Here is a 21486-nt window from a genome sequence, read left to right on the forward strand (position 1 = left end):
GTACACATGACCAGCACCTCCGACGCGCGCGGGTCCGGACTCGGGACCGCCCGTCCCGAACACCTCGGGCACGTCGTCTTCGTCGCGGCGGCGGCCGCGATGGGCGGTTTTCTGTTCGGCTACGACAGTGCCGTGATCAACGGTGCCGTGGAAGCGATCCGGGACCGCTACGACGTCGGTTCCGCGGCGCTGGCACAGGTCATCGCCATCGCGCTGATCGGCTGTGCCATCGGTGCCGCGACCGCCGGGCGCATCGCCGACCGCATCGGCCGGATCCGCTGCATGCGGATCGCGGCCGTCCTGTTCACCGTGAGCGCCGTCGGCTCCGCGCTGCCCGTCGCGCTGTGGGACCTGGCCATGTGGCGTGTCATCGGCGGGTTCGCCATCGGCATGGCCTCGGTGATCGGCCCGGCCTATATCGCCGAGGTCTCCCCACCCGCCTACCGGGGCCGGCTCGCCTCCTTCCAGCAGGCCGCCATCGTCGTCGGCATCGCCGTGTCGCAACTCGTCAACTGGGGTCTGCTGAACGCCGCCGGCGGCGACCAGCGTGGTGAGCTGATGGGCCTGGAGGCCTGGCAGGTCATGCTCGGCGTCATGGTCGCCCCGGCGATCCTGTACGGGCTGCTGTCCTTCGCCATCCCCGAGTCCCCGCGCTTCCTGATCTCGGTCGGCCGGCACGAGGACGCCCGGGCGATCCTCGAGGAGGTCGAGGGCAAGGACGTCGACTTCGACGCCCGCATCACCGAGATCGAGACGGCGATGTACCGCGAGGAGAAGTCCTCCTTCAAGGACCTGCTCGGCGGCAGCTTCTTCTTCAAGCCGATCGTCTGGATCGGCATCGGTCTGTCGGTCTTCCAGCAGTTCGTCGGCATCAACGTCGCCTTCTACTACTCCTCGACGCTGTGGCAGTCGGTCGGTGTCGACCCGACGGACTCCTTCCTCTACTCGTTCACGACGTCGATCATCAACATCGTCGGCACCGTCATCGCGATGATCTTCGTGGACCGCGTCGGTCGCAAGCCGCTGGCCCTCATCGGCTCGGCCGGCATGGCGATCGGCCTGGCGCTGGAGGCGTGGGCGTTCTCCTTCGGCCTGGTCGACGGCAGGCTTCCGGCCACGCAGGGCTGGGTCGCCCTGATCGCGGCCCACTTGTTCGTGTTCTTCTTCGCCCTGTCCTGGGGCGTGGTCGTCTGGGTCTTCCTCGGCGAGATGTTCCCCAACCGGATCCGCGCCGCCGCCCTGGGCGTGGCCGCCTCCGCGCAGTGGATCGCCAACTGGGCCATCACGGCGAGCTTCCCTTCGCTGGCCGAGTGGAATCTGGCCGGCACCTACGCGATCTACACGATCTTCGCCGCGCTCTCCATCCCCTTCGTCCTGAGGTTCGTGAAGGAGACCAAGGGCAAGGCCCTGGAGGAGATGGGCTGACCGCCCGCCCCTACACCCTGTCGCTCCGCGGCTCACGCCCGCTCGGCTTCAGCGGCGGCCTCAGATGGGGTGCTGAGTCACGGAACGTGAGTGTCACACATATTTTGTCCGCACGGTCAAAGGTGTGGCTGCGAGAGCCGATCGCGACATCGAAAGAGAGCCCCCCATGCCTGACCACCGTATCGACACTTCTGACAGCTCCTCCGGGACGGGTATCCAGAACCTGGATGATCTGCGGAGGCATCTGCAGTGGGCCATCGAGGTGGAACACTCAACCCTTCCGCCCTACTTGACGGCGCTCTACTCCCTCGATCCTGAGCGGAACGCGGACGCGGCACAGCTCGTCGGGGGCGTCTTCGTCGAGGAGATGGTCCACCTCGCCCTGGCCGCGAACCTGCTCAACGCGGTGGGCGGAGAGCCGCGCCTGGACGCACCGCACCTGATGCCTCCGCACCCGCGCACCATGCCGCACGCGGACCCGTCAATCGAACTGTCCCTGCTGCCGTTCGGGCAGGAGGCCCTCACGATGTTCCTTCGTCTCGAGCAGCCGGCGCACCCGGGGGACCCGGCCGAGGGCGACCACTACGAGACCATCGGGCAGTTCTACGACGCCATCGAGAAGGGGGTGCGGCGCCTGTGCGCGGAAATGGGAGAGGACCGCGTCTTCACCGGGGACCCCGCCCGCCAGGTCGCCGGCGGCCCGTTCGCCCACACCGCGGGGCACCTCAGCCCGGTCACCGACCTCGAGTCGGCGCTCGCCGCGCTCAAGGAGATCGTCGAGCAGGGCGAGGGCGCGGCCCGCACCGACGTCTGGGACGGCGACATCGACCTGTTCCACCCCGAGACCAAGGCCGTCTCCCACTACTACCGGTTCAAGGAGCTCGCGCTGGGCCGGCGTTACCAGGCCGGCGATACTCCCGAGTCCGGCCCCAGTGGAGACGCGGTGACCGTCGATCCCGCCGGAATCCGCCCGCTCCGCCCCAACCCGCGACTGGACGATCACCCCGAAGGCAGTGCGATCCGTGTCGCACAGGAAGCCTTCAACGCGACCTACTGCACGATGCTGGGGCAGTTGGAGCAGGCGTTCAACGGCAATCCGGCGATGCTGGGCATATCGGTGGGCACGATGTACGCGATCAAGGGGCAGGCGCAGAGCCTGATGGCCATGCAGGACCACGAGGGACTCGTCGCGGGTCCGACCTTCGACTACGTCGCACCCGAGGAGCGCGGGTAGCGGGTCCCGGCGGCGCGGCCGGGTCAGTGTTCCTGCCTGCCGCGCCGGGCCGTGAACAAGTGCGCACCCATCATCAGCGACGCGATGGCACCGGTGCACAGCACGGTGCAGGGCACGAAGGTGGTGGCGAGCACGGCGAGAGCCGCGACAGGGGAGACAACGCCGGCTTTGCCGGAGCCCTGCGCGGCCCGCCGGTGCAGAAACCACACGCAGGTGATGAAGAGGGCGACAGGCACCGTGTACATGGCGGCGGCCTGGACGCCGGTGAGAGCCGTATGGCCGGTGGCGTGAGCGACGTTGACCGCGAGCGCCGCCCCCACCGCGGCCGCGGACGCGAAGACCGCGTAGTGTCCGTAGCCCCACAGCATGGCTGTGGACTGGGCTCTGAGACGGCGCGGGGCGTCCTGCGCGAAGTACAGCCACCAGAGTGCGAAGACGGTCAGGACGCCCCCCAGCGCGATGGCCATGACGGAGCCGGTCTCCTGGTGGGTGTCCAGGGCCGTGCGGACGGCCAGACCGGCGGCCATGACGGACTCGCCGAGCACGATCAGGGTGAAGAGCCCATAGCGCTCGGCTATGTGCTGGGGATGCCAGGTGGTGCCCACCGCCCGTTCGGCCCAGACCGGTACCGCGAGTTCGCCCACGGCGAGGACGGCGAACGAGACGAGGCCGGTGTCGTGCGGCAGGAGGAGCCGGACCAGCCAGCCGATCTGCAGAACTAGGATGCCCAGGGCGTACCGCAGGGCGGACCCTCGGCGCTGCCGGTCCGTGTACGCGGCGCGCAACCACTGGGTGACCATGGCCAAGCGCATGATGACGTAGCCCCAGGTGATGACCGTGAAGTCGCCGTGCTCCAGCGCCTGCGCGGCTCCGGCGGCCATGACCAGGGCCCCTGTGATCTGGACCAGAGTCAGGACACGATAGGGAACGTCGTCCGTGTCGTACGCGGAGGCGAACCAGGTGAAGTTCATCCACGCCCACCAGATGGCGAAGAAGACGAGTGCGTAGCCGAGCAGTCCGTGGAGGGCACGGCCTGTGCCGATCTCGTGCTCGAACGCCGAGGACGTCTGCGCCACGGCGGCGACGAAGCAGAGGTCGAAGAACAACTCCAGTGCGCTGGCCGTGCGGTGGTCCTCACCGGCGTGCCGGGCGAGCATCGGCCGGTACCAGACGCTGGACGGGTGGGATGACTGGCTCATGACTTCCAGGGGTGGGTCGGCAGCGGTGGCGAAGGCTGCAGACGGAAAGGGCAGCCACGCGTCGCGCTACGCGGCGCTGTGATGGTCCCTTTCCGCTGCGCCACTCGATACGACCGGGTTCGGTGCCGATCGGTGACACCCGCTGATGAAGGGGCAACCGTCGATCCGCTCCGTACGTCCTCGTTCACCGCGCCGAGCGGTCGCCCCGTTCCGGGTGTTCCAGGTGGGAGGCCAGGACCGCCGCCTGGACGCGGCGTTGGACGCCGAGCTTGGCCAGGAGGCGGGAGATGTGGTTCTTGACCGTCTTCTCCGAGAGGTAGAGCTTCTTGCCGATCTCGCGGTTGGTCAGGCCGTCGCCGATCAGGGCCAGGATGTCCCGCTCCCGGGGGGACAGGCCCTCGAGCTCCGGCGGGACGGACGGGGTCTCCACCGGGTCGGCGCGCAGCGAGCTCATCAGGCGGGCCGTCGTCGCCGGGTCCAGCATGGACTGGCCGGAGGCGACCGTGCGGACCGCGGAGACCAGGTCGGAGCCCCTGATCTGCTTGAGGACATAGCCCGAGGCGCCGGCCATGATGGCGTCGAGCAGAGCCTCCTCGTCGTCGAACGACGTCAGCATCAGGCACGCCAGCTCCGGCATCTGGCTGCGCAGTTCCCGGCAGACCGTGATGCCGTCGCCGTCCGGGAGCCGGACGTCCAGCACCGCGACATGCGGGCGCAGCGCCGGGCCCCGGACGAGCGCGTGTTCGACGGTGTCCGCGTCGCCGACCACCGAGATGTCCGGCTCGGCGTCGAGCAGATCCGTCAGGCCCCGTCGTACGACCTCATGATCGTCCAGGAGGAACACGCGGATCGGGTTCTGCTCCGTGAACGTTCCTGACTCGGTCATGACGCTTCCTTGTTCCGACGGCACACCGGCGGCGGTCGGCACGACCGCTCTCCAACCGATCATCGCTCGCCGGGGCCGGATGCACTAGGGCCGACCGGCCCCATCGGACGCCGCCCCCGGTCGCCGGTCAGACGGCGGTCCCGGCCCCGTAGGGGGCGTACAGGTCCAGCAGCCGCGACCGCGCGCAGCGCAGGCGGTGGGCGAGGACGTCGCCGACCCACTGGGACACCGCCTGGCCGAGCGCCGGGTCCTCCCGGCACAGCGACCGTACGGCCCCGGCGTCGAACTCGTACGCCCGCACCGGTGTCGTCGCCTCCGCGCCCAGGTGCCACACATGCGGGGAGAACAGCCAGGACCAGCCGAGGAGTTCGTTGTGCCGCAGGCCCTCGATGACGACCGGGCGGCGGCCCGGCACCCGCATGTCCAGCTCGACGGTGCCGGTGCGGATGATCCAGAACCGGTCGGCCCGTGCGCCCTCCTCGAAGATCCGCGCACCCTGCGGGAAGGAGACCTCGCGGGCGAGGAGCATGAGCCGTTGCCGCTGCTCCGCGTCCAGGGCGCGCGTCATGCTGGGAGCGGGGGTGGTGATCATGGCGTGCCTCCCGACGACGACCAGGGACTTTCCCCACTGCCAGCGTCCGCCCGCCGCCTCCGGGGGCGCCAGGGCCGTTGGGCCCCATCCCGCCGGGCCGTCCGGCTCCCGTCGCGCCCGAGGGAGGGAACACGCCGATTGGGCGCCGCGGAAGGGCCGTTGGGCCCTGAAGCGCGGACCTTCGGCATCCGGCGGCGGCGCCCGGGACCCGTCAGGGTGAGGCACGGCGGACGGCACCGGGGCCCGCGCTCGCTCACCACAGGCCCCGTCCGTCCGCCCCGGCTCCTCGCCGTGCCGACCGGGGGGAGAGGAGGTGCGGTGGGCCCGGCGCGGCCCATCGCACCGCCCGGCACGGTCCGGTGCCGGCTGCCGACGGTGGTCCGGACCGGCCGCGAGGGCCAGGGGAGCCGGCGCCCGGCTCAGGAGTCGACCGTGGCCCGGACCGTCCGCGAGGACCGCGGAGCCCGGCGCCGGTTCAGGAGGGGAGACATGACACGCACCGTCACGCTCTGTGTCACCGTCGGCTGCGACGGCTCCCGCGCGAGCCGTGCGGCGGCCGAGTGGGCGGCCCGCGAGGCCCGCATGCTCGGGCTGCCCCTGCACCTGCTCCGCGTCCGGGAGCCGGACCACCCCTCCCGCGCCGCCTGGTCAGATGACACCGCCGACGCCCTCGCCGCCCGCCACCCGGGCCTCGACGTCCGCGCCGAGCAGGTCACCGGGCGGCCCGCCGACGTGCTGGCCGACCTGGCGCGGGACGCCGCCCTGCTCGTCCTGGGCTCGCGCGCGCCCGGCCGGATCGGGGGCTTTCTCGCCGGCTCGGTCGCCCACGCCGTCCTTGCCCGCACCGAACGGCCGGTCGTCCTCGTCCGGGAGGGCGCCGGCCACCACGGCGACACGGAGAGCCGTATGCCCGTCGTCCTGGGTCTCGACCTCGCTCACCCGGACGCGCGGCTCATCGGCTTCGCCTTCGCCGCGGCCGCCCGGCGCGGCACCACCCTGCGGATCGTGCACGACGGGGACCGCCGCCCCGAGGGCGAACCGCCCTCGGCCGGCCCCCGCACCCTGCGCCGCGCCCTCGCGCCCGGCGAGATCCTGCGGCCCTGGCGCGAGAAGCTGCCGGACGTCCCGGTCGCGGAGGAGAACCTGTGCGGCACCCCCGGCGCCCATCTCGTCGACCTCTCCCGCGAGGCGTCCCTCGTCGTCATCGGCCGTCAGGTCCGCGCCGGGTTCGGAGCCCGCCTCGGGCCGGTCGCCCACGCCGTCCTGCACCGGGCCGCCGCCCCCGTCGCCGTGATCCCCCACGTCTGACCACCCAGTACCCGAGGAGCGCACCACCATGAACCGACCGCTGCCCGTCGTCGTCGGTGTCGACGGCTCCGAGGCCGCCCTGCGCGCCGTCGACCGGGCGGCCGAGGAGGCCGCGTCGCGCGGGGCGCCGTTGCGGCTGGTGTACGCCTCCCGGTGGGGCCGGTACGAGGGGGCCGCCCTCGCCGGTGACCTGGAGGGGCCGCCCGAGCGGGTGGACGCCGTCCAGATCGTGGACAGCGCCGCCCGCCGGGCCCGCGCCCGGCGCCCCGAGGTGCCGCTGGCCGTGGTCACCGTCGCCGAGGAACCCGAGTACGTACTGGTCCGGGAGAGCCGTACCGCCGCCCTGCTGGTGACCGGCAGCCGGGGGCGCGGCGGCATCGCCGAGGCGCTGCTGGGCTCGGTGAGTCTGACGGTCGCCGCCCACACGCACTGCCCGATGATCGTCGTACGCCCCGAGCACGCCGATCGGGTCCGCCCGTACGGCCGTGTGGTCGTCGGTGTCGGTGACGGCTCGGCGACCTCGGCCGCCGTGCGCTTCGCCGCCGAGGAGGCCCGCCGGCGGGGCGCGGTCCTGGAGGCCGTACGGGCCTGGCGGCAGCCCGGGCGCGAGACCCCGGACGCCCCGCCGGCCGTGGGGGACCACCACCCGAGTGCGCATGAGCTGCGGGCCGCCGAGGTACTGGACAAGGCGCTGAGCGACGTCCCGGCCGGAGTCGTCGCCCGGCGCCGCGCGGCCGAGGGGCACACCCGGACCGTCCTCGCGGACGCCTCGTACGCCGCCGACCTCCTGGTCGTCGGCGCCGAGCGGCGGCACCGGCCGTACGGGCCGCACATGGGCCGGGTGGCGCACGGCGTCCTGCACCGATCGGCCTGCCCGGTCGCCGTCGTCCCCGGGCCGGAGTGAAATGCGAGGACAGGCGCACCCGTGGCAGGACAGGGGCACCCGTGCCAGGACAGGCGCACCCGCGAGACAGCAGCCCCACAGACCGCCCACGACCACCGCACCGCGAGCCGAACCGACGACCACGGAGACCTCTCATGTCCCAGGTGGACCCTCACCGCTCCACGGCACTCTCCGACGACGAACTGCGCACGCTGGACGCGCACTGGCGGGCCGCCAACTATCTGGCCGCCGGGCAGATCTACCTGATGGCGAACCCGCTGCTCACCGAGCCGCTGCGCCCCGAGCACATCAAGCCGCGCCTCCTCGGCCACTGGGGCACGTCACCCGGCCTCAACCTCGTCTACACCCACCTCAACCGGGTGATCTCCGCCCGCGGCCTCGACACCCTGTGCGTCTGGGGGCCGGGGCACGGCGGGCCGTCGGTGCTCGCCGGCTCCTGGCTGGACGGCAGCTACGCCGAGCACTACCCGGACGTCTCCCGGGACGCGCCCGGCATGGAGCGCCTGTTCCGGCAGTTCTCGTTCCCCGGCGGGGTGCCGAGCCATGTGGCGCCGGAGGTCCCCGGGTCCATCCACGAGGGCGGTGAGCTCGGCTACTCGCTGGCGCACGCCTACGGCGCCGCCTTCGACAACCCGGACCTGCTGGTCGCCTGTGTCATCGGCGACGGCGAGGCGGAGACCGGGCCGCTCGCCGCCTCCTGGCACTCCAACAAGTTCCTCGACCCGGTCCACGACGGTGCCGTGCTGCCGATCCTGCACCTCAACGGCTACAAGATCGCCAACCCGACCGTGCTGTCCCGGCTGCCCCAGGCCGAACTCGACGAACTGCTGCGGGGCTACGGCCACGAGCCGATCCATGTCGGCGGCGACGACCCCGCCGCCGTCCACCGGGACATGGCGAGGGCCCTCGACACCGCGCTCGACCGGATCGCTCTGATGCAGCGCTCCGCCCGCGAGGACGGCGTCGCCGAGCGCGTCCGCTGGCCCGTGATCGTGCTCCGCACCCCGAAGGGCTGGACCGGTCCCCGTGAGGTCGACGGGCTGCCGGTGGAGAACACCTGGCGTTCCCACCAGGTCCCGCTCGCCGGTGTACGGGACAACCCGGAGCATCTGCGGCAGCTGGAGGCGTGGCTGCGGTCGTACCGGCCCGAGGAGCTGTTCGACACCGACGGACGGCCCGTCCCCGACGTCCTCGCCTGTGTGCCCGAGGGCTCCCGGCGCCTGGGCGCCACCCCGTACGCCAACGGCGGCCTCCTCCTGCACGAGCTGCCCCTTCCGTCCCTGGACGACGTCGCCGTGCCCGTCGACAAGCCCGGCGCGACCCTGCACGAGCCGACCCGCGTCCTCGGCGACCTGCTGGAGCGTGTCATGCGCGACACCTGGGCCCGCCGGAACTTCCGGGTCGTCGGCCCCGACGAGACCGCCTCCAACCGCCTCGACGCCGTCTTCGACGCCAGCGGCAAGGCGTGGCAGGCCGCCACCCTGCCCGTCGACGAGCATCTGGAACGGCACGGCCGGGTCATGGAGGTGCTGTCCGAACACCTCTGCCAGGGCTGGCTGGAGGGCTATCTGCTGACCGGCCGGCACGGGCTGTTCTCGTGCTACGAGGCGTTCGTGCACATCGTCGACTCGATGGTCAACCAGCACATCAAGTGGCTGCGGACGTCCCGGCGGCTGAAGTGGCGGGCCCCCGTGGCCTCCCTCAACTACCTGCTCACCTCGCATGTGTGGCGGCAGGACCACAACGGCTTCTCCCACCAGGACCCCGGCTTCGTCGACCACGTCCTCAACAAGAGCCCCGAGGTGGTCCGGGTCTATCTGCCGCCGGACGCCAACACCCTGCTGTCCGTCGCGGACCACGTCCTGCGCAGCCGCGACTACGTCAACGTCATCGTGGCCGGCAAGCAGCCCTGCTACGACTGGCTGTCCATGGACGACGCCCGCACCCACTGCGCGCGCGGCGCCGGCATCTGGGAGTGGGCCGGCACCGAGAACGGCCGCGAACCGGACGTCGTGCTCGCATGCGCCGGCGACGTGCCCACCCAGGAGGTGCTGGCCGCGGCCCAGTTGCTGCGCCGCCATCTGCCGCAGCTCGCCGTCCGCGTCGTCAACGTCGTCGACATGACCCGGCTGCTGCCGCGCGAGGAACACCCGCACGGCATGCCCGACTTCGAGTTCGACGGACTGTTCACCCGGGACAAGCCGGTGATCTTCGCCTACCACGGCTACCCCTGGCTGATCCACCGGCTCACCTACCGCCGCACCGGCCACCCCCACCTGCACGTCCGCGGCTACAAGGAGTCCGGCACCACGACCACGCCGTTCGACATGGTGGTGCGCAACGACCTGGACCGCTACCGCCTCGTCATGGACGTCGTCGACCGGGTCCCCGGCCTCGCGGTACGGGCCGCCGCCGTACGGCAGGCCATGGCGGATGCCCGGACCCGGCACCACGTCTGGATCCGCGAGCACGGCACCGATCTGCCCGAGGTGGCCGACTGGTCCTGGAACGCCTGAGCAGCCGGTGCGGGGCCGGTGGCATCGACGGCCACCGGCCCCATCCCCGCGCCGGCACTCAGCGCACGGCGACCCGCGCGTCGGCGCCAGAGTCCCCGTCCACCCGCGCGTCGGCGCCAGAGTCCCCGTCCACCGGCCGGGACGTCACGTCCGGCAGCCCGGCGGCGATCTCGAACGCCTCGTCCAGGTCCACGAGGCGCAGCATGCCCCGGAAGCGGGCGCTGTCGCTGACCAGCCGGAGCCGGCCCGCGCGGGCCTCGACCCGGTTGCGCACCCGGCACAGGACACCCAGGCCGGCGCAGTCGATGAAGGTCACGCCACGCAGGTCGAGGACCAGATCCGGGGACGGGTCCGACGTCAGGGCGTCCAGCCGCATCGTGAGCGGGGTCGCGGAACCGAGGTCGATCTCACCGCGCAGCGCCACGACGGTCGGCTGGTCGGGCTGGTCGGGCTCGTCGGGCCCGTCGGGCCCGTCGGGGGAGCGCCCCGTGGTGGTGACGGCGAGTCCTGTGCGGTTCCGGGACATACAGGCGATGCAACCGCCTCGGGGCGGGTGCGCGACAGGGCCGAACGGCCCCCACCGGGTGGGCCCCCGGTCCCGGAGTCCCGCGGTCCCGGCGGGGCGGAGGGCCGGGCGGGCGTGCCGTGCGACGGACTCGTCCGGCCCGTGCGGGCCTCGCCCATCCGGGTCAAGCTGGAGATGCGGGACGTCCGGCGCCCCCGGCCCGTGTCCCGCCATCGGACGAGTGGGGTGAGGAGTGCCATGAAGGGTTACGTGTTCCACGGCACCGGCAAGGCCGCCTGGGAGGAGATCCCGGATCCGGCCCTCAAGGAACCGACCGACGCGGTCGTCCGCGTCGGCGCCGTCACCATCTGCGGCACGGACCTGCACATCCTCAAGGGCGACGTCCCGGAGGTCCGCCCCGGCACGGTCCTCGGGCACGAGGCGGTCGGCGAGATCGTCGAGGTCGGCGGCGACGTACGGACGGTGCGCCCGGGGGACCGTGTGCTGGTGTCCTGCATCACCGCGTGCGGGCGCTGCGCCTTCTGCCGGCAGGCGGCGTACGGGCAGTGCCGGGGCGGCGGGGGCTGGATCCTCGGCCATCTGATCGACGGCACCCAGGCCGAGTACGTCCGGGTCCCGTTCGCGGACCTGTCCGTGCACCCGCTGCCGGGGGGCCTGTCCGACCAGGCCGCCGTCCTGCTGGCCGACATCTTCCCGACGTCGTACGAGGTGGGCGTGCTCAACGGGCGGGTGCGGCCCGGCGACACCGTCGTCGTGGTCGGCGCGGGCCCCGTCGGGCTGGCCGCCGTCGCCACGGCGAAGCTGTTCTCGCCGGAGCGGATCGTGGCCGTCGACCTGGCCCCGGCCCGGCTGGAGGCCGCCCGCGCGCTCGGCGCCGACGCGGTGGCCGACGCCCGGGAGACGCCGGAACAGCTGGTCGCCGACCTGACCGACGGGCTCGGCGCGGACGTCGTCATCGAGGCGGTCGGCACACCGGAGACCTTCGAGCTGTGCACCCGTATGGTCCGCCCCGGCGGGCACGTCGCCAACGTCGGCGTCCACGGGGCCCCCGCGACCCTGCACCTCGAGGACCTCTGGATCAAGAACATCACGATCACCACGGGCCTGGTCGACACCTACTCGACCCCGACCCTGCTGCGGATGACGGCCGCCGGCCGGCTGCCCACCGCCGAACTCGTCACCCACACCTTCCTGCTCGACGAGATGCAGGAGGCGTACGACGTGTTCGCGGGCGCCGCCGACACCGGGGCGCTGAAGGTGGTCCTCGGCGGCCCGCACCACGACGAGATCCTGCCGGTCGACGCCGCCTGAGGTAGCCGGGCGGGAAAGACCTCAGACCCCGGCCGGGGTGTCGTGACCGTCCGCCGTCAGCAGGATGCCGGTGACCAGGTCGGGGCGGATCCGGACCGCCTGGTCCATCACCTGTTCCATCGCCTGGTCCACCCAGGGCCGCACCAGCCGCCGGCAGCGCGCCAGGTCCTCCGGGTCGGTCACGAGACGGGCGTAGCCGGTCACCACCACGCTCCAGCCGAGATGGGTGTGCGGGTCGATGGCGTCCGCCTCGTAGGCGACGACCACCCCGGGGTCCCCGGCGCGCTCGGTGCGGGAGGTGAGGGCGGCGCCCTCGTGGGTGCGGATGACGATGTCCCCGCCGTCCAGGACGTGGTTGACCGGGCGGACGGTGGGCAGCGCGTGCCGGGTGAACACGATCCGGCCCAGGGAGACGCTGCCCAGCAGCCGCAGCGCCTCCGCGCCGTCGAGCTCGATGCGGCGGCGCGGCCCCTCGGGGGCCGGCCGGCTGTCGTCGTGAACCATCGCGGGCTTCCGTCGGGGTGAGTGGCGCGTCATGTCGTTGCACGCACGGAGCGACACCGCGGGGGATCGGTGCCGCTCCTGCCTCAACCATCCTTCGCGAAGCCGCCCGGCGCCAGGGCCGATGGGCCCCTGCCGGGGGCCCGTACGGCCCCGGACCGGCGCACCGGCGCACGGGGTGGCCGCGCACGGCTGATTCCATGCAGGGGCGTGCCGGTCGCCGGTAGCGTGGTCCTCGTCCGGAGCGGCCGAGTCCGGCCGCCCACGGAGCCGGAGGAGACGCAGGTGGGAAGCGCCGAGACGCCGCGGCAGGCACGCATCCGACTGCCGCAGCTGAGGCTGGACGAGTTGCTCGAGGAGCTCCAGGCACGTCTGGACGCCGCCCGCGGTACCCGCGACCGGGTGCACAGCCTGCTGGAGGCGGTGCTCTCCGTCGGCCGGGACCTGAACCTCGAACAGGCCCTGTACAGCATCGTCGAGGCGGCCGCCGTCCTCGTCGACGCCGAGTACGCGGCGCTCGGCGTGATCGGCCCCGACGGCAGGCACCTGTCCGCGTTCCACACGGTCGGCGTCAGCGAGGAGCAGATCGCCCGGATCGGGCACTTCCCCGAGGGCCACGGCATTCTCGGCGAGCTGATCCGCCACCCCGAGCCGCTGCGCCTGACGAAGATCTCCGAGCATCCGGCGTCGTACGGCTTCCCGCCGAACCATCCGCCGATGAACACCTTCCTGGGCGTTCCGATCCGGGTCCGCGACCAGGTGTTCGGCAACCTGTATCTCACGGAGAAGCGGGGCGGGGCGCAGTTCGACGGCGAGGACGAGTCGGTGCTGTCGACGCTGGCCGTCGCGGCCGGTGTCGCCATCGACAACGCCCGGCTGTACGAGGAGTCCCGGCTGCGGGAGCGCTGGCTGCGGGCCACCGCGGAGATCACCCACACGCTGCTGTCCGGCGGGGGCCGTGCCGAGGTGCTGCGGCTCATCGCCGAGCGGGCCGGTGAGATCACCGGCTCGGCCCTGGCCGCGGTCGGGATGCCGATGGAGGACACCGGCACGCTCTCCGTGGAGATCGCCGTCGGACTGGACGCCGAGGCCCACCAGGGGCTCGTGCTGCCGGTCGAGTCGACGCTGATGGGGATGGCGTTCGCCGAGGCCGTGCCGGTCACCAGCACGGACGTCGGCCAGGACCCGCGGGTCTCCCCGGAGCCGCCCCGCTTCGCCGGACTCGGCCCGGCCGTGGCCGTGCCCATCGGCACCGCGGAGGGCGAGGTGCGCGGCGTCCTGCTGCTCGGGCGGGAGGCGGGCCGGACCGCTTTCTCGCCGTCGGAGACCGAGACCCTCCAGGCGTTCGCCGCCCAGGCCGCCGTGGCGATGGAGCTGGCGCAGCGCCGGCAGGACGCCGAGGAGGTCGCCGTCCTCAAGGACCGCGACCGGATCGCCCGCGACCTGCACGACCTGGCGATCCAGCGGCTGTTCGCGACGGGGATGACCCTGCAGAGCGCGGGCCGCTTCATCGAACATCCCGAGGCCGCCGAACGCGTCGTGCGGGCCGTGGACGACCTTGACGAGACCATCAAGATCATCCGGTCCACGATCTTCGGGCTGCGCTCGCGCGAGGGCGGGGCCGGGTCGGGACTGCGGGCCCGCGTGGTACGGGTCGTCGGCGAGGCCGCACCGGTGCTGGGCTTCGCGCCCAGCGTCCGGATGGAGGGCCTGGTCGACACCGATGTGCCCCGGGAGATCGCCGACCACGTGGTGGCCGTGCTGTCGGAGGCCCTGACGAACGTGGCCCGGCACGCGCACGCCCATCGCGCCGACGTCGCCCTCGTCGCCGAGCCCGGCCGGGTCCGGCTCTCCGTGACGGACGACGGCGTCGGCATCCCGCCGGGCGGACGCCGCAGCGGGCTGCGCAACATGGCGGAGCGGGCCCGGCAGTCGGGCGGCGACCTGGAGCTGAGCACCCCGGATGGCGGCGGCACCCGCCTGCTGTGGCGGGTCCCATTGCCGCCGGCGTAGCGGCACGCGTCGGCACGCGAACGCCCCCGCCGTCCGCCCGGCCGCATGCGGCCGGGCATGGGCCGCCCGGCCCTCGCCCTGGGGCCGGTCTCCGGCGGGGACTGCCCGTCCGCCTCTCGTGCCCCCGCACCCTCCGGAGTGACGGTGGGATCGGAAAGCCCATGGCTGTCCGGCCGGGCAGCCGGACGGAAGGCGGTGAGGGTGATGACACTCCCCCTGGTCGTGGGCGTCGACGGTTCCGATCCCAGCCTGGTCGCAGTCGACTGGGCCGCGGACGAGGCCGTACGCCACGGACTGACATTGCGGCTGGTGCACGCCTCCCTCTGGGAGCGTTACGCGGGCACCGTGCCGACGCTGGGCGCGGGACGCTTCTCCGAACGCGTCCTCGCCGAGCACCTCGTGGCCTCCGCCGCCGAGAGGGCCGCGCGGCGCGCCCCCGGACTGCGGATCACCACGGACATCCTGCCCGCCGAGGCCGTCGACGGCCTGCTGCACGAGGGCGCCAACGCGCACGCCCTCGTGGTCGGCGACCGGGGCCGCGGCGAGCTGAAGGGCCTGCTGCTCGGCTCCGTCAGCCTCGGAGTCGCCGCCCGGGCCCGGTGCCCCGTGATCGTGGTGCGGGGCGACGACGCGGGCGTGGTCGGCCTGCACGAACGGATCCTGCTCGGCGTCGGAGACGCCGTCACCGGCGAGCGGGCGGCCGACTTCGCCGTCCGGGAGGCGGAGACGCGCGGCTGCGCCCTGGACGCCGTACGCGCCTGGCGGCGCCCGGCGCCGATCGGCGAGGCGCCCGACGACGCCGAGCGGCGGGCCACGGCCCTGCTGGACGAGGCGCTGCGCGCCCCGCTCGCCGCACACCCCGGCGTCCGGGTGCGCCGTACGACCGTGGAGGGCCCGGCACGGACCGTCCTGGTGGACCGCTCGGCGGCGGCCGACCTCGTGGTCCTGGGCGCACGCCGCAGGCACGGCCACTTCGGCCTCCAGCTGGGCCGGGTCGGCCACACCCTGCTGCACCACGCCCAGTGCCCGGTCGCGATCGTCCCGCAGCTGGCCTGACACGGGCCGGGGCCCTCACGGGCGAGGGTCGACGCGCTGCCACCGCGGCCGCCCGTCGGCTCCGCGGCGCCCCGCCACCGAGGCACAGCGGGGGCACACCCGCTGTACGCGGTCGGCGGCGCCGCCCGACTCCGGGAGGATGTCCGGCCAGCGCACCCCCGCGAAACGGGACAACTGGGAGCGGCTGAGGGACAGGCCGCACACGGTCTGGTTCATGCCGGGCTCCCAGGCGTGGACCTCACCGGAGGGCAGGCGCCGCCTGCCCTCCTCCTCGTCGGTCCACTGCCCGGAGGCGGCCACGGCGTAGTTCTTCGCACGTCCCATGGTGCGCCCCGGGTTCCCCCGCCGGACGCCGCCCAACCACCCGGCCCGGCGAGCACCGCGCCGTGCGGGACGGCCGTCCTGCGGGCAAGGTGGAGCCATGGTCGCTCGCGGGTGCCGGGCCCCCTCCGGGGGCCGGTCCGCCGGCCGGGACACCGCGTGGACGCGGGGGTGCCGGCGGGCCCTCCGGCACGCTCACCTGCGACGCAGGCGGCGCACCCGTGCGATGCCGGGATTGTGCGCCGAAGTGCGGGGAACCCAGAGCACACCACAACCACCCGAGACCGCCCGAAGGGGAAGCCCCCTTCCTCCGCCGGGCAGGAGCTCGGATCCCTAGGAGAGACCGTGACCATGCGCATCGGTGTGGAGGAAGAGTTCCACGTCCTGGAGGTGGAGAGCGGGCTGCTCGTACCGCGTGCCGACGCGGTGCTGCGGCGCCTCCCCGGGCAGACCTTCACGACCGAACTGCAACCGTGCACCGTCGAGGCCAACAGCGCCGTGCACACGTCCCTGCAGGATCTGTACGCCGACCTGACCGGTATGCGCCGGGAGCTGGACGCGGCGGCCTCCTCGCTGGGACTCGCCGTGGTGGCCTCCGGCACGGCCCCGCTCGCCCCCGCCGCCTCGGCGAACCCCACCGCCGAGGACCGCTACCAGCACATGGCCGAGGAGTACCGCAGGGTCGCCGACGAGCAGCTGATCTGCGGCGCCCAGGTCCATGTCGACGTCCCGGACCGCGACACCGCCGTACGAGTGATGTGCGAGGTCTCGCCCTGGCTGCCCGCGCTGCTGGCGCTGTCCGCGAGCTCGCCGTTCTGGCAGGGCACCGACACCGGCTACGCGAGCTGGCGCACCCTGCTGTGGCAGCGCTGGCCCACCGCCGGCCCGCCCGGCTGCTACGAGAGCGCCGCCGAGTACGACGCCGCGATCGAGGACTTCGTACGGGCCGGGATCATCAGCGACACGGGGATGGTCTACTACGACGTCCGGCCCTCCGACCATCTGCGCACCCTGGAGCTGCGCATCTGCGACGCCTGCCCGCGCGCGGAGACCGTGGTCCTGATCGCCGGGCTGTTCCGCGCCCTGGTCACCGAGGCCCGCGCCCGGCTCCGCAAGCGCGGCACCCCCGGCTGCGCCGGCCGGCACGAGTGGCTGCGGGGCGCGTCCTGGCGCGCCGCCCGCTCCGGCCTGGAGGGCACCCTGGTCGACCCCGAGACGCACCGCGAGGCCTCCGCGCGCCAGGTCGTCCGCAAGCTGCTGCTGCGGCTGCGTCCCGCGCTGGAGGCGCACGGCGACTGGGGGACCGTCCGCGAGCTGGCGGAGGAAACCCTCGCCGAGGGCTCCGCGGCCCGCCGGATGCGCCGCACGGCACGCCGCGAGGACCTGCTGGGCTGCGTCGACATGCTGATCGCCGAGACCCGCGGCGAGCGCGGCGGCCGCCGGCCCGCCCGCGCCGGGCTGTCCCGGACCGTAGTGGCGCCGACCAGTCCGCTCGCGGGCCCCGAGGCCCCGGATGTCGTCGGTCGCTGAGGCGCCGCCGGGCGGCGGCCGCGGCTTCGGTGCGCCCCGCCCCAGTACGGCGCCCGTCCTGTCCCCGAACAGAGAGGATCCCCCATGCGTTCCGTCACCGCCGGTGCCGCCGCCGCAGGCCGCGCGCCGGTTCCTCCGTCCTCCCGTGCCGCGTCCTCCCGTGCCGGGGCGGACGCCCGGAAGGGAGGCGTCACGGCATGTGCGGGCTGAGCGGGGAGATCCGTTTCGATGGACGGCCGGCCGATCCGACGGCCGTCGAGCGCATGAATGAACAGCTCGAGGGGCGCGGCCCCGACGGGCAGGGCACCTGGCACCGGGGCCCCGTCGCCCTCGGCCACCGCCGACTGAAGATCATCGATCTGACGGACCGCGGGGCCCAGCCGATGACCGACGCCCGCGGTGAGCTCACCGGCGTCTTCAACGGCTGCGTCTACAACTACCCGGAGCTGCGCGAGGAGTTGCGGGCCCTCGGGCACCGCTTCGAGTCGACGTCCGACACCGAGGTCGTCCTCAAGGCGTACCGCCAGTGGGGCACCGACTGCGTCGACCACTTCAAGGGCATGTTCGCCTTCGCGATCGCCGAGCACCGCACCGGCCGGCTCGTCCTGGCCCGCGACCGGCTCGGCATCAAGCCCCTGTACCTGGCCCGCACCCCGGGCCGGCTGCGGTTCGCCTCCACCCTGCCCGCCCTCCTCGCCGCGGGCGACGTGGACACCTCCCTGGACCCGGCCGCCCTCCACCAGTACCTCAGCTGGCACGCCACGGTCGCCGCGCCGCGCACCGTCCTCAACGGCGTGCGCAAGCTCCCGCCCGCCACCGTGCGGGTCGTCGAGCCGGACGGCACGCACCGCGACCACTGCTACTGGCAGCCGTCGTACACCCGCCGCGACGAGTACGCCGGCATGAGCGCCGACGAATGGCGCGACGCGGTCCTGGAGGCGCTGCGCACGGCCGTGCGCCGCCGCATGGTCGCCGACGTGCCGGTGGGCGTCCTGCTCTCCGGCGGCCTCGACTCCAGCCTGATCGTCGCGCTGCTCGCCGACGAGGGACAGCGCGGCCTGAAGACCTTCAGCGTCGGCTTCGAGTCGGAGGGCGGCGAGGAGGGCGACGAGTTCGCCTACTCGGACCTGGTGGCCGGCGAGTTCGGCACCGACCACCGGCGGCTGATGGTCCCCTCCCACCGGGTCTCGACGGCCCTGGAGGGCGCGGTCGCGGCCATGAGCGAGCCGATGATCAGCCATGACGTCGTCGCCTTCCATCTGCTCGCCGAGCAGGTGTCGAAGGAGGTCAAGGTCGTGCAGAGCGGCCAGGGCGCCGACGAGGTCTTCGCCGGCTACCACTGGTACCCGCGGCTCGCGGACACCACCCGCGAGGACGAGCCGCGGCGCTACGCCGACACCTACTTCGACCGCTCCCACGACGACGTCGCCCGCATCCTGCGCCCGGACCTGGTCTCCGGGCACGACGTCTCCGGCCGCTTCGTCGACGCCCACATGGCGGTCCCCGGCGCCGAGACCGCGCTGGACGCCGCCCTGCGCCTGGACACCCACGTCATGCTCGTCGACGACCCGGTCAAGCGCGTCGACAACATGACGATGGCCTGGGGCCTGGAGGCCCGGGTGCCCTTCCTCGACCACGAACTGGTCGAACTGGCGGCGGCCTGCCCGCCGGAGCTCAAACTGGCCGACGGCGGCAAGGGCGTCCTCAAGGCGGCGGGCCGCAAGCTCCTGCCCGTCGAGGTCGTGGACCGGCCCAAGGGCTACTTCCCCGTGCCCGCCATCCGGCACATGGCGGGCCCCGTCCTGCAGCGGGTGCGCGAGGCCCTGGAGGCCCCCGAGGCCAGGCGGCGCGGTCTGTTCCGCCCGTCCTACGTGAGCGAACTCCTGGCGGCGCCCGACGCGCACCGGACCCGGCGGGGCAACAACGCCCTGTGGCAGATCGCATTGCTGGAGATATGGCTGCAGACGCACGGAATCAAGTGACCGGCCCCGGCGGCGGCCCGGCGCAGCGGCTCCTCGCGCCCCGTCCAGACCCCGGCCTGCCCTCCATGTGGCAGACCGAGGGCCGGGCGGGGGAGTGGGCCGCCGCCGACCGGACCGCCGCGCCGGAGTCGATGCAGCTGCCCGGGGCGGGCGGCCCGCGCGACGCCGTCACCCGGTTGCGCGCCCACGGCTGCTGGTACCCCTCGGCCGACCCCGCCGGCGCCCAGGTCGCCTTCATCTGCGACCGCGGCGGCGTCCCCCAGCTCTGGGCGGGCCCCGTCGACAGCGAGGACGTCCGGCTCCTGGACACCTCGCCGGACCCGGTCAAGGAGGTGTCCTGGTCGCCGGACGGCCGCTGGATCGCGTACACCACCGCGCCCGGCGGCGGTGAGCACACCCGGGTCCTGTGCGTACGCCCCGACGGCTCCGGACGCCGTCTGCTGGCCGGAGCCGACCCGGCGGGCTCCGCCTATCTGGGCCGCTGGGCGCACGACGGCTCGACGGTCGCCGTCACCGTGGCCGCCGGCATGGCGCCCGCGTCCGCGGGACCCGACCACGAGGGCGGCGTCGTCCCCGTCACGGCGGCCGAGTGGCCGGAACGGGACGGGCACGCCACCCTCCTCGGCCCCGTCGCCGTGGACGGGGCACCGCAGGACGGCGCCCCCGCCCTCCTCATGACCCCCGTCGACCGGGCCGTACGCTCCGACGGCGGCCTGTCGGTCTACCTCATCGACCCCGACGGCCTGGCGTCCCCGGTGCTGCTCTCCACCGAGACGCACGCGGCGTCCCTCCGGGTGTGCGACCTCAGCCGCGACGGCCGTCTTGTGCTGCTGCGCCGGGGCCCGCGCGGGCGCCGGGAGGCGGTGGTGCGGCGCACCGCCGACGGGGAGGCGACCTTCGTGCTGCCGGTCGCCGACGGCGACCCGTGGATCGGCCGGTTCTCCTCCGACGCACGCACCCTGTGGCTGCGCAGCAACGCCGACCGGGAGTTCGCGGCGCTCGTCGCCGTCGACCTGGACGAGGACGGCGCCCCGCGCGGTGCGTCCCTCCTGGCGGAGCGCGAGGGCAGCGACCTGGAACTGCTCACCATCGCGCACGACGGCACCACCGCGGTCCTCGCCTGGAACGTGCAGGGCGCCAACGAACTGGAGGTCGCCGAGACCGCCCCGCCGGGACAGGAGCCCGGCACCCTGGGCCCGCTCCGTCCGGTCCCGCTGCCCCACGAGGTCGTCACCCGGGTCGCCCCTGCCGGCCCCGGCCGGCTGCTGCTGGCCATGTCCGGCTCGCAGCGCCGCCCCGGCGTCTGGTGGGCCCACGAGGGCGTCGCCTCGGTCCGCACCCCCTGGTCGGCCCGCGACGAGGACGCCGTCCCGCCCGGCCGCCCGCCCGTGCGTCCCGTCCCGCTGCGGCTCACCGCGCGCGACGGGCTGCCGCTGAGCGGCTGGTACTACAGGGCGCCGGGGCGCGGCCCGGACGTCCCAGCGCCCTGCGTCATCCATCTGCACGGCGGCCCGGAGGAACAGGAACGGCCGGTCTTCAACCCGCTCTACCACGAACTCCTCGGGCGCGGCCTCGACGTCTTCGCGCCCGATGTGCGCGGCTCCCTGGGGCACGGCAGGTCGTTCGTCGACGCCGACCTTGGCGCGGGCCGCTTCGCGGCGCTGAACGACGTCGCCGACTGCGCGGCCCACGCCGTCGTGGCGGGCCCCGCCGACCCGACCCGGCTCGCGGTCATGGGCCGTTCGTACGGCGGCTATCTGACGTTCGCGTCCGTCGTGTGGCACCCGGACCTGTTCCGCACCGCGGTCGCCGTCTGCGGCATGTCCGACTTCCTGACCTTCTTCGCCGGGACCGAGCCGTGGATCGCGGAGTCCGCCGCGCACAAGTACGGGCACCCCGAACGCGACCGCGACCTGCTGCGCAGCCTGTCGCCGATGAGCCGGATCGACGCGCTGCGGGCCCCGATCCTCGCCGTCCACGGCGAGCACGACACCAATGTGCCGCCGGGGGAGTCCCAGCAGTTCATCCGGGCGGCGCGGGAACGGGGCGTGGAGGCCGAACTGCTGACGCTGCGCGACGAGGGGCACGACTTCCTGCGGGCGGAGAACCGCCGGCTGTTCCGCCGGGCCGCGGCCGACTGGCTGCAGAGCCACCTGCACCTGTGACCGGTAACGGGCCCGCC

General features: G+C 73.7%; 17 protein-coding genes. 11 read left to right on the forward strand and 6 right to left on the reverse strand.

The window, feature by feature from the left end; genetic code table 11:
* Positions 1–6 precede the first annotated feature (6 nt).
* Together KBY32_RS02775 and KBY32_RS02780 are read left to right on the forward strand one after the other, a co-directional pair.
* Complete coding sequence (locus KBY32_RS02775; protein ID WP_210978707.1) at positions 7–1425, forward strand: sugar porter family MFS transporter; 1419 nt, start codon at positions 7–9, stop codon at positions 1423–1425.
* Between the two features lie 166 nt (positions 1426–1591).
* Positions 1592–2659 carry a ferritin-like protein gene (locus tag KBY32_RS02780; RefSeq protein WP_210978708.1) on the forward strand — a complete coding sequence of 356 codons (1068 nt, stop codon included), beginning with the start codon at positions 1592–1594 and terminating at the stop codon, positions 2657–2659.
* Between the two features lie 23 nt (positions 2660–2682).
* Here the strand turns inward: KBY32_RS02780 and KBY32_RS02785 are convergent, their stop codons facing one another.
* From KBY32_RS02785 to KBY32_RS02795, 3 genes are all read right to left on the reverse strand, one after another.
* Complete coding sequence (locus KBY32_RS02785) at positions 2683–3858, reverse strand: low temperature requirement protein A (RefSeq protein ID WP_210978709.1); 1176 nt, start codon at positions 3856–3858, stop codon at positions 2683–2685.
* A gap of 184 nt (positions 3859–4042) precedes the next feature.
* Positions 4043–4744 carry a response regulator transcription factor gene (locus KBY32_RS02790; RefSeq protein WP_210978710.1) on the reverse strand — a complete coding sequence of 234 codons (702 nt, stop codon included), beginning with the start codon at positions 4742–4744 and terminating at the stop codon, positions 4043–4045.
* Positions 4745–4871: 127 nt separating this feature from the next.
* A complete protein-coding gene (locus KBY32_RS02795) occupies positions 4872–5336 on the reverse strand; it encodes a cyclic nucleotide-binding domain-containing protein (RefSeq protein ID WP_055618901.1) in 465 nt (154 codons plus the stop codon).
* Between the two features lie 489 nt (positions 5337–5825).
* On the opposite strand from KBY32_RS02795, the gene KBY32_RS02800 reads away from it, so the two are divergent.
* The 3 genes from KBY32_RS02800 to KBY32_RS02810 all read left to right on the forward strand — a co-directional run bounded on the left by KBY32_RS02800 (position 5826) and on the right by KBY32_RS02810 (position 10064).
* Positions 5826–6644, forward strand: a complete 819-nt coding sequence (locus KBY32_RS02800) for a universal stress protein (RefSeq protein WP_210978711.1) — start codon at positions 5826–5828, stop codon at positions 6642–6644.
* A 28-nt stretch (positions 6645–6672) separates the two neighbouring features.
* The gene (locus KBY32_RS02805; RefSeq protein WP_210978712.1) at positions 6673–7548 is read left to right on the forward strand and encodes a universal stress protein; all 876 of its coding nucleotides are present in this window, start codon (positions 6673–6675) and stop codon (positions 7546–7548) included.
* Between the two features lie 134 nt (positions 7549–7682).
* Positions 7683–10064 carry a phosphoketolase gene (locus KBY32_RS02810; RefSeq protein WP_210978713.1) on the forward strand — a complete coding sequence of 794 codons (2382 nt, stop codon included), beginning with the start codon at positions 7683–7685 and terminating at the stop codon, positions 10062–10064.
* 58 nt (positions 10065–10122) lie between these two features.
* On the opposite strand, the gene KBY32_RS02815 is transcribed toward KBY32_RS02810, so the two are convergent.
* Positions 10123–10590: an STAS domain-containing protein gene (locus KBY32_RS02815; RefSeq protein WP_210978714.1), complete on the reverse strand. Its 468-nt coding sequence runs from the start codon at positions 10588–10590 to the stop codon at positions 10123–10125.
* A 237-nt stretch (positions 10591–10827) separates the two neighbouring features.
* Here KBY32_RS02815 and KBY32_RS02820 point away from each other — a divergent pair, with 237 nt between their 5' ends.
* The gene (locus KBY32_RS02820) at positions 10828–11901 is read left to right on the forward strand and encodes a zinc-dependent alcohol dehydrogenase family protein (RefSeq protein ID WP_210978715.1); all 1074 of its coding nucleotides are present in this window, start codon (positions 10828–10830) and stop codon (positions 11899–11901) included.
* A gap of 21 nt (positions 11902–11922) precedes the next feature.
* On the opposite strand, the gene KBY32_RS02825 is transcribed toward KBY32_RS02820, so the two are convergent.
* Complete coding sequence (locus tag KBY32_RS02825; RefSeq protein ID WP_210978716.1) at positions 11923–12405, reverse strand: pyridoxamine 5'-phosphate oxidase family protein; 483 nt, start codon at positions 12403–12405, stop codon at positions 11923–11925.
* A gap of 282 nt (positions 12406–12687) precedes the next feature.
* Here KBY32_RS02825 and KBY32_RS02830 point away from each other — a divergent pair, with 282 nt between their 5' ends.
* Together KBY32_RS02830 and KBY32_RS02835 are read left to right on the forward strand one after the other, a co-directional pair.
* Positions 12688–14415, forward strand: a complete 1728-nt coding sequence (locus tag KBY32_RS02830; RefSeq protein WP_210978717.1) for a GAF domain-containing sensor histidine kinase — start codon at positions 12688–12690, stop codon at positions 14413–14415.
* Positions 14416–14619: 204 nt separating this feature from the next.
* A complete protein-coding gene (locus tag KBY32_RS02835; protein ID WP_210978718.1) occupies positions 14620–15471 on the forward strand; it encodes a universal stress protein in 852 nt (283 codons plus the stop codon).
* 15 nt (positions 15472–15486) lie between these two features.
* Here KBY32_RS02835 and KBY32_RS02840 read toward each other — a convergent pair whose 3' ends face one another.
* The gene (locus KBY32_RS02840) at positions 15487–15795 is read right to left on the reverse strand and encodes a hypothetical protein (protein WP_210978719.1); all 309 of its coding nucleotides are present in this window, start codon (positions 15793–15795) and stop codon (positions 15487–15489) included.
* A 348-nt stretch (positions 15796–16143) separates the two neighbouring features.
* Here KBY32_RS02840 and KBY32_RS02845 point away from each other — a divergent pair, with 348 nt between their 5' ends.
* From KBY32_RS02845 to KBY32_RS02855, 3 genes are all read left to right on the forward strand, one after another.
* Positions 16144–17322 (forward strand): glutamate--cysteine ligase, encoded by a 1179-nt coding sequence (locus KBY32_RS02845; RefSeq protein ID WP_210978878.1) that lies wholly within the window; start codon positions 16144–16146, stop codon positions 17320–17322.
* 197 nt (positions 17323–17519) lie between these two features.
* A complete protein-coding gene (locus tag KBY32_RS02850; protein ID WP_210978720.1) occupies positions 17520–19304 on the forward strand; it encodes an N-acetylglutaminylglutamine amidotransferase in 1785 nt (594 codons plus the stop codon).
* Positions 19277–21469, forward strand: coding sequence for a prolyl oligopeptidase family serine peptidase (locus KBY32_RS02855; protein ID WP_210978721.1), 2193 nt, complete (start codon positions 19277–19279; stop codon positions 21467–21469). Before KBY32_RS02850 ends, KBY32_RS02855 begins: the two co-directional genes overlap by 28 nt.
* Positions 21470–21486: the final 17 nt, after the last annotated feature.

Source organism: Streptomyces sp. RK62 (genome assembly GCF_018070255.1).
GTDB lineage: Bacteria > Actinomycetota > Actinomycetes > Streptomycetales > Streptomycetaceae > Streptomyces > Streptomyces nigra.